At 39.3% G+C, this 8,325-nt stretch carries 6 protein-coding genes and 1 pseudogene; 3 read left to right on the forward strand and 4 right to left on the reverse strand.

Translation table 11 applies throughout. From position 1 onward, the window contains the following. Positions 1–132 precede the first annotated feature (132 nt). Both IQ228_RS15740 and IQ228_RS15745 read right to left on the reverse strand, forming a co-directional pair. Positions 133–405, reverse strand: a complete 273-nt coding sequence (locus IQ228_RS15740) for a CopG family ribbon-helix-helix protein (protein ID WP_027402480.1) — start codon at positions 403–405, stop codon at positions 133–135. 128 nt (positions 406–533) lie between these two features. Next, positions 534–1,142: pseudogene (locus IQ228_RS15745) on the reverse strand (oxaloacetate decarboxylase); the annotation flags it as partial. A 128-nt stretch (positions 1,143–1,270) separates the two neighbouring features. Between IQ228_RS15745 and IQ228_RS15750 the strand changes: the two are divergent. The 3 genes from IQ228_RS15750 (at position 1,271) to IQ228_RS15760 (ending at position 5,398) form a co-directional block, all read left to right on the forward strand. Beyond that, positions 1,271–2,692, forward strand: a complete 1,422-nt coding sequence (locus IQ228_RS15750; protein WP_193963482.1) for an aldehyde dehydrogenase family protein — start codon at positions 1,271–1,273, stop codon at positions 2,690–2,692. 846 nt (positions 2,693–3,538) lie between these two features. Continuing rightward, positions 3,539–4,927 (forward strand): histidine--tRNA ligase, encoded by a 1,389-nt coding sequence (hisS, locus tag IQ228_RS15755; protein WP_193963484.1) that lies wholly within the window; start codon positions 3,539–3,541, stop codon positions 4,925–4,927. A 72-nt stretch (positions 4,928–4,999) separates the two neighbouring features. Beyond that, the gene (locus IQ228_RS15760) at positions 5,000–5,398 is read left to right on the forward strand and encodes a nuclear transport factor 2 family protein (protein WP_027402483.1); all 399 of its coding nucleotides are present in this window, start codon (positions 5,000–5,002) and stop codon (positions 5,396–5,398) included. Positions 5,399–5,743: 345 nt separating this feature from the next. Here IQ228_RS15760 and IQ228_RS15765 read toward each other — a convergent pair whose 3' ends face one another. Together IQ228_RS15765 and IQ228_RS15770 are read right to left on the reverse strand one after the other, a co-directional pair. Continuing rightward, positions 5,744–6,073, reverse strand: a complete 330-nt coding sequence (locus IQ228_RS15765) for a YnfA family protein (protein WP_236630529.1) — start codon at positions 6,071–6,073, stop codon at positions 5,744–5,746. Then, the gene (locus tag IQ228_RS15770; protein WP_193963486.1) at positions 6,070–7,869 is read right to left on the reverse strand and encodes an aspartate kinase; all 1,800 of its coding nucleotides are present in this window, start codon (positions 7,867–7,869) and stop codon (positions 6,070–6,072) included. Before IQ228_RS15770 ends, IQ228_RS15765 begins: the two co-directional genes overlap by 4 nt. Between the last annotated feature and the right edge of the window lie 456 nt (positions 7,870–8,325).

The following is an 8,325-nucleotide window of genomic DNA, read 5'->3' on the forward strand; positions in this document are numbered from 1 at the left end:
GTTGAAATTGCCTCTTCTAGTGTTACCATAATTTAGGTTTTCTTCATTTAATTGACTTTCTTTAAATAGATTATAACTTATGGAGTAATTCAAACGCAGATAAACGCAGATAAACGCAGATGATTTTTTGGGCTATTTAACGAAGTTAGGGATAATTGTTTCCGCAGCAGTTCCCCAAGTTTCCAACCATTTCATCACCTCTTCTCCTGATACTACACGACCGGCTTCAATATCAGCGATCGCTTCTTGAGTTTCTTCAAACATCCTTTGTTTAAGTTCTTCCTGCTCAATATACCGACGGAGAGCATCATTAATTATCCAACCTTTAGAACGCTTAATTCGGTTAGCAGTGGTATCAAGTTTCTCTTGTAAGTCATCATCAAGCCGAAAACTCGTGGTACTCATGAAATTACCTCAATAATGCACAGTATTATATTGCATTATTTTTAATATAATTCATTATTCATCAAGTTTCAACCAGAGAAGTAATGAATAATTTATTCCTTATACTCCTTTTCCACAGCTAAATATTGCGGCACATCAGGAAAAGCAGCGGCTATAATTTCCAACTCTGTCACAGATTGAGGAGCTTCCACAAACAAGACATCTGCACCAGCATTGATGTATGATTGACCACGAGCAATGGCTTCCTCCAACCCCAAAGGCGCACGGGCATCAGTTCGGGCTATAATGACCAAATCGCTATCACCACGTGCTTCCACCGCAGCCCGGATTTTTCCCGCGTGTTCTGTCATCGAAATCACCCGTTTACCTGCAAAATGTCCGCATTTCTTCGGCCATTCTTGGTCTTCTAAAATAATCCCAGCTAAACCCAACTGCACCGCATCTTTTACAGTTCGCATCACATTTAAAGCGTTACCGTAGCCCGTATCACAATCAGCAATCAAGGGTATATTAATTGACTGAGCTATTCTCCCGACAGTGGATAAATTTTCTGTAGCAGTGAGAAAACCATAGTCAGGTAAACCCAAGGTAGAAGCAGCAATCCCAAAACCACTGGTAGCAGCGACATCAAAACCCGCCTTTTCTACCAATTTTGCACTCAAACAATCATAAACACCAGGAATAACGATAATTTCAGGACGTGCCAATAATTCACGCAGTTTTTGAGCAGCAGACATACAAATAACTATAAATGGACTATTTTGAGAATACAATAAATACTGTAAAAACGTTTTCGGAAGCTTACGGTATTTCTTCCTTTGCGCCTTTGCGCCTTTGCGAGAGATAAAATTTAAATTAATCACAAATGAGTAAACCAATAGAAGTCCGCAACCCCCGCACAGGTAAATTTGATTATGTCATCGTTCCTCCGCCACCAAAATTACTTTCCCAGCAATGTCACCGTTTGCGGAGAGGACAAATTATCTGGCAAAAATTAGGAATTGAAGGCAGAATTGCCGCTTTAAAAGCATGGAAACAAGCTATATTATCAGACCGAACACAATTAATAGAAGCTTTAGTCAGTGATACTGGAAGATTATCAACATCAGTGACAGAGGTGGATTCATTTATTTCTAGTATTGATAAATGGTGTAATTTAGCTCCACAATTAATACAAGGGACAGCAAAAAATACATCTATTCCTTTTATTGCTTTACAACAAATGGCTGTTCCTTATCCTCTGGTTGGCGTAATTAGTCCTTGGAATTTCCCCCTATTGTTATCTACAATTGATACGATTCCGGCTTTACTAGCGGGTTGTGCCGTAATAGTTAAACCTAGTGAAATTACTCCCCGATTTGTTGCTCCCTTGATGACTACAATCAATACAATTCCTCAATTACGTGATGTTTTAAACTTTGTTGAAGGAGCAGGACAAACAGGAGCAGATTTAATAGAAGATGTAGATTTAATTTGTTTTACAGGTAGTGTAGAAACTGGGCGGTTAGTGGCAGAATCGGCAGCCCAAAAATTTATTCCTGCTTTCTTAGAATTAGGTGGAAAAGACCCAGCTATTGTTTTAGAATCAGCAGATTTAGATTTAGCAACCTCAGCAATTTTGTGGGGTTCTGTTGTGAACTCTGGACAGTCCTGTTTATCAATTGAAAGAATTTATGTTGCTGAATCTATATTTGAAGAATTTTATCATCAATTAGTCACTAAAGCTCATGAATTGAAATTGGCATATCCAACTATTGAAAGTGGTGAAATTGGTCCAATTATTTGTGAAAAACAAGCGGCTATTATTAATGATCATCTGTTAGATGCTGTTGCCAAAGGTGCAGTAATTCACTCTGGTGGTAAAGTAGAAGAATTAGGTGGAGGTTGGTGGTGTCGTCCTACGGTTATGACTGAAGTTGATCATTCTATGAAAGTCATGACTGAAGAAACATTTGGTCCAATTATGCCGATTATGCCTTTTGCTAATATAGAAGCAGCGATAAATTTAGCTAATGATTCTATTTATGGATTAAGTGCTGCTATATTTTCTGAATCAGAAGAGTTAGCATTAGAAATTGGTATGCAAATAGATGTAGGTGCTATTAGTATTAATGATGCAGGTTTAACAGCTATGATGCACGAAGGAGAGAAAAACTCCTTTAAATTTTCTGGTTTGGGAGGTTCACGCATGGGTAAAGCTGCCTTTAAACGCTTTATGCGAAAAAAAGCCTTTTTGATTAAAACTAACTTTGATAAAGACCCTTGGTGGTTTAATAATGAAGAGTAGGGGTATAGAAGCTGGGTAAGTAGGTGAACACAATAAAATCGAATATAGCATCAAAAATCGCTCAATTTTCCAGACTTGATATTACTTCTAACTTCTTCTAAATCCTCCTGATAACGCAGCGTGGCGTTAGCCATACTCCCGAATGGGCGCAAGCCCTGCGCCCCTACCTCCTGGTAGCGTGGCGTTAGCCATACTTCTAGCCCTCACAGACAACTTTTTCAGCAAACCCTAACTAGCTTGGCATAATTAAATATAAAACCTCTCTCCAAACCTCTCCCCTAGTAGGGGAGAGGCTTTGACTCCCCCTTTCCTACCAGGGAAGGGGGTTGGGGGGTTAGGTTTATATTATACTTTTTAACGCCCACTTACTTATTGGTTGACACTCTCCGGTCTAAAGACGCGGAGATTCTATAGAGAGTTTCAGTCTATATCCCTCAGTTATCCCAGTTTCAGGCACTGCCTTAAATATTTGGGTTCTTGCCCTGATTTCGTTGGCCCTGGCGGGCGAAATCATATCTGACAAGCGTAACTTTCCGAGAGTCCCTCGGTAGCTTTTTATGTCTTTAGTGACAATATGATTGTATCACGAATATGGATTAAAATCAATGCAGGATTTATCCTGCCTCTAGTACAAAACGGCGTAAATAAACCAACCATTCTAAATCCTCCAAAAGCCTATACTGTCTTCATTTTGACTTTTGACTTTTGACTTTTGACTTCCGCCTTGCGGTAATCCCTTGTCTAAAGCCCAAATGTGGCTTCCTGAGTCACCCACATTTTCAAGGGTTTTCGGCGTTCTTCCTTATAATAGTCTGTAATTAATTTCCCATTTATTAAGGTAAAAAAATGACTAAAAGTGACAAAATTAACTTTTCTACTCCTAGCGGGTTTCCTGAATTTTTACCTAGCGAAAAGCGTCTAGAAGTATATTTACTAGATATTATTCGTCAGGTTTTTGAAAGTTATGGTTTTACACCTATTGAAACTCCAGCAGTGGAAAGGTTAGAAGTCCTGCAAGCTAAAGGTAATCAAGGTGACAATATTATTTATGGTATTGAGCCAATTTTACCACCAAATCGCCAAGCAGAAAAGGATAAATCTGGAGAAACTGGTTCAGAAGCCAGGGCTTTAAAATTTGATCAAACTGTTCCTCTTGCTGCGTATATTGCCCGTCACTTAAATGAATTAACTTTTCCTTTTGCTCGCTATCAAACGGACATGGTATTTCGGGGTGAACGGGCAAAAGATGGACGGTTTCGGCAGTTTCGACAATGTGATATTGATGTGGTTGCTCGTGGTAAACTAAGTTTACTTTATGATGCCCAAATGCCGGCAATTATCACGGAAATATTTGAAAAAATTAATATTGGTGATTTTGTCATTCGTATTAATAACCGCAAAATCCTCACAGGTTTTTTTCAATCAGTAGGAGTTACTGAAAACCAAATTAAAACCTGTATTAGTATTATTGATAATTTGGAGAAAATTGGCGAAGCTAAAGTTAAACAAGAATTAGAGACAGAAGGTATTTCCTCAGAACAAACGGAAAAAATTATTGAGTTTGTGAAAATTGATGGCAGCATTGATGATGTTTTAGATAAACTTAAACACCTGGCTGAAAGTTTGCCAGAAGCCGAACAATTTAATTTAGGAGTTACGGAATTAGAAACTGTAATTAATGGAGTGAGAAATTTAGGAGTTGCTGATAAACGTTTCTGTATTGATTTATCTATTGCTCGTGGTTTAAATTATTATACTGGCACTGTTTACGAAACTACTTTATTAGGTCATGCAGCTTTGGGGAGTATTTGTTCTGGTGGCAGATATGAAGAATTAGTGGGAATGTTTATTGGTGAAAAAATGCCTGGTGTGGGTATTTCTATTGGTTTAACTCGCTTAATTAGTCGGTTATTAAAAGCGGGTATTTTGAATACGTTACCGGCAACTCCCACTCAGGTGGTAGTAGTAAATATGCAAGAGGATTTAATGCCTGTTTATTTACAAGTATCACAACAATTAAGACAAGCAGGAATTAATGTTGTAACTAATTTTGATAAAAAGCCATTGGGTAAACAATTTCAAGCCGCTGATAAACTGGGAATTAGGTTTTGTGTAATTATTGGTTCAGAAGAAGCCGCCGCACAAAAATCATCATTGAAAGATTTACAAAGTGGTGAACAAATAGAAGTAGCTTTGGCAGATTTACCAGAGGAAGTTAAACGCAGACTGGCATAATTTGGCATCATTTTAATTACCACACTTTTGGCGTGGTAATTTATCAAAAAATCAAAAATTAGGAATAGATAGATGACTACACAATCAGAACGCACCTTAAATGTCGCTAATCAGGCATTTGGGTATTTTGTGCAAGGTTTAGAAACTGGTAATTGGCAAGCATTTTTAGATATGCTGACAGATGATTTTACCTTTTGGTTTCCTATGGGAAAATTTCACGGTTTAAATGTAGGTAAAAAACGAGCAAAGGAGTTTTTTGAATATGTTTCTGAGTCCTTCCAACTAGGAATTAAGATTACCTCTTTAGACAATATTACTAGCAATGAAAAAACAGTGATTTTTGAATTTCGGGATGAAGGTAACTTATTTGGTAATCCTTATAAAAATCGGGTTGCAATTGCTTTTGATATTCGAGATAATCAAGTTTGTGCTTACCGAGAATACTTTGGTAGTGATGGTAAATCTTATTAATGAGAGATACAGCGTTTTTTTATTCAGTCAGCTATAAGAACCCCAGCACCCTCGCAAGCGAGGAGGAGGCTATAATATACTCGATATATACTCAAAATGGCTTGATTGTTTGATTCTAAACCTAGGGGTAAAGCAAAAGCTGATATGTGTCAACTTAATCTCAAATCTCTACCACATCTCGTTCCTAGTCTCTGACTAGGAATGCAGTTGATGAGGCTCTGCCTCTAATATCATTGAAGGCAGAGCCTTCTAGAATTCATTCCCAGTCAGAGACTGGGAACGAGACGAATCCATTAATTCATCCGCGTTTATCTGTGTTTATCTGCGGTTAATTATTCTGTTCATTTATCTATGTGAACCGCATAAAATAATTACCGTTCCCAAAAGGGAAAATATCACACCCGATAAATCCCATCTATTCGGTTTTACTCCTTCAAATAGCCATAACCACAGCAAGGATGAAAGGATATAAATTCCCCCATAGGCAGCATAAACTCTGCCAGCATTATCGGCATCTACTTTAGTTAGGGACACAGCAAAGATGATCAAAGCGAAAATTCCCGGAATTACCCAAAGGATGCTTTTTCCTAATCTTAACCATGCCCAAAAACTGTAGCAACCGGAGATTTCTGCAAATGCTGCAATGAGGAGAAAAATCAGGTTGGGTATTTTCACGCTGGAACTACAAATTTTTCACTTCCAGCTAAATCAAAAGCTGAATGAATAACTTGTAATGCTTTGACACCTTCATCCTGTCCGACAACACAACTAACTTTAATTTCTGAAGTGGCTATCATTTGAATGTTGATGTGATTTTTAGCTAAGGCTGTAAACATTTTGGCGGCTATGCCCGGTTGTCCTACCATCCCAGAACCAACGATACTAACTTTAGCGATCGCCTGATCTAATACTACCTCACCCCAATCAAACTCTTTGGCAACTGCTTTTAATTGCTGTTGAGCATTTTCTGCATCCATTTTCGCCACAGTAAAGGCAATATCCCTTCCGGGAACACCATTTACTATTCGACAACGTTGGGACTGAATAATCATATCCACACTGATGTTATGTTGCCCTAAAAATCCAAACAATTTGGCAGCCATACCCGGATTGTTTGGTACTTGCCGAATCGCAATTCGGGCTTGGTTCATGTCTAAAGCGACACCACGCACCGCCGGGGCTTTAATCCCAGCACAGGAGAGAGAAGTAGAAGAAGAGTTGATTTCAAAAGTATGACACAAAGCAGCTATAGCGCGATCGCAATCCCCAATATCCACCACACAACTCACCTTAACTTCACTGGTAGAAATCATCTGAATATTCACACCAGCTTCCGCCAAAGTTGTAAACATCTGCGCTGCTACCCCCGGACGACCAATCATTCCCGCCCCGACAATACTCACTTTAGCAGTATCTTTTTCTACTATTACTTCCGCTTCATCTGAACTATGCTGATTTTTAAATATCGGTGCTATAGCCAATGATACTGCTTCCGCCCGTTTTAATATTGAAGTATTTACTGTAAAAGCAATGTCGTTAGTATTACCTTCATGAATAGACTGAATAATTAAATCCACATCCACATTTTCCTGGGAAATTTGCCCAAATAACTGAGCGGCTATCCCTGGTCTATCAGGAACACGCAATAAAGCCACCTTAGCCTGTTGAATATCAAACTCCACAGCATCCACTGGTCGTGCCAATTCTAAATTTACCAACGCCCGATCTTGCCTTGACGGCGTAGTTACCCAAGTTCCGGGCTGATCCGTCCAACTTGACCGTACCACCAGGGGAACACCATAATTGCGGGCAATTTCCACAGCCCGGGGATGTAATACCTTCGCCCCTAAACTAGCCAATTCCAGCATTTCATCACTCGTGATTTCTGTCAATAATTGGGCTTCAGGAACAAGACGCGGATCTGTAGTTAAAATTCCCGGAACATCTGTATAAATTTCACAAAAATCTGCCCCGATAGCAGCGGCTATGGCGACGGCGGAAGTGTCAGAACCACCACGTCCCAAAGTAGTAATTTCTAATGCTTCTGTACTGCTAATTCCTTGAAATCCCGCAACCACAACCACTTTACCGCCATTAACTTGCCGCATTAAGCGTTCAGTTTCAATATGTAAAATCCGGGCGCGGCTGTGTTCTGCTTCGGTAACAATTCCTACCTGAGCGCCAGTCATCGAAATTGCTGGTTGACCAATTTCCTGCAATGCCATACTCAGTAAAGCAATGGTAACTTGCTCCCCTGTAGAAAGCAGCATATCCATTTCCCGACGACTAGGAGTTTTAGAGATGTCATTAGCTAGTTTAACTAACCCGTCAGTGGTTTTACCCATTGCAGAAACCACTACTACAACAGAATTTCCAGCTTTGACAGTTTTTTCAACCCGCATTGCTACAGCTTGAATCCGTTCGACTGAACCAACAGATGTACCACCGTATTTTTGAACTATAAGCGCCATAAAATTCTCTTTAATCACTTGTTTTGCCACAGTCAGGGTTGTCACGACTATGAAAAACCCTAAAAGTGCCAGTTTAGATTACCAAAAAAAATACACCCGTCAGCAATCTCGGACTTTGATTTTAATCACAAATTAACCATTTCCATGAATTATCTTAACCAATTTATACACCTTTTTTGTTTATTGTAGTTAGCCGTAGGACAGTATTTTTATGTGAATAATTAAATACTAATCCGCTCAAACATGGCAAGCAATATTACTTATTCCTAGCAGACTGTTTATTTACATAACACACTGCTAGGATATTTTATTGAACAGGAGTATTGAACAGGAGTATTGAACAGGAGTATAGCTAACGCCACGCCACCCTATCAGGAGGTAGGGGCGCAGGTCCTGCACCCATTCAGGAGTTCAGAAGGAAGAAATTTCTCCCCCACTCCCCCCACTCCCCCACTC

It is taken from the genome of Dolichospermum sp. LEGE 00246, from assembly GCF_015207865.1.
GTDB classification, from domain to species: domain Bacteria; phylum Cyanobacteriota; class Cyanobacteriia; order Cyanobacteriales; family Nostocaceae; genus Dolichospermum; species Dolichospermum heterosporum.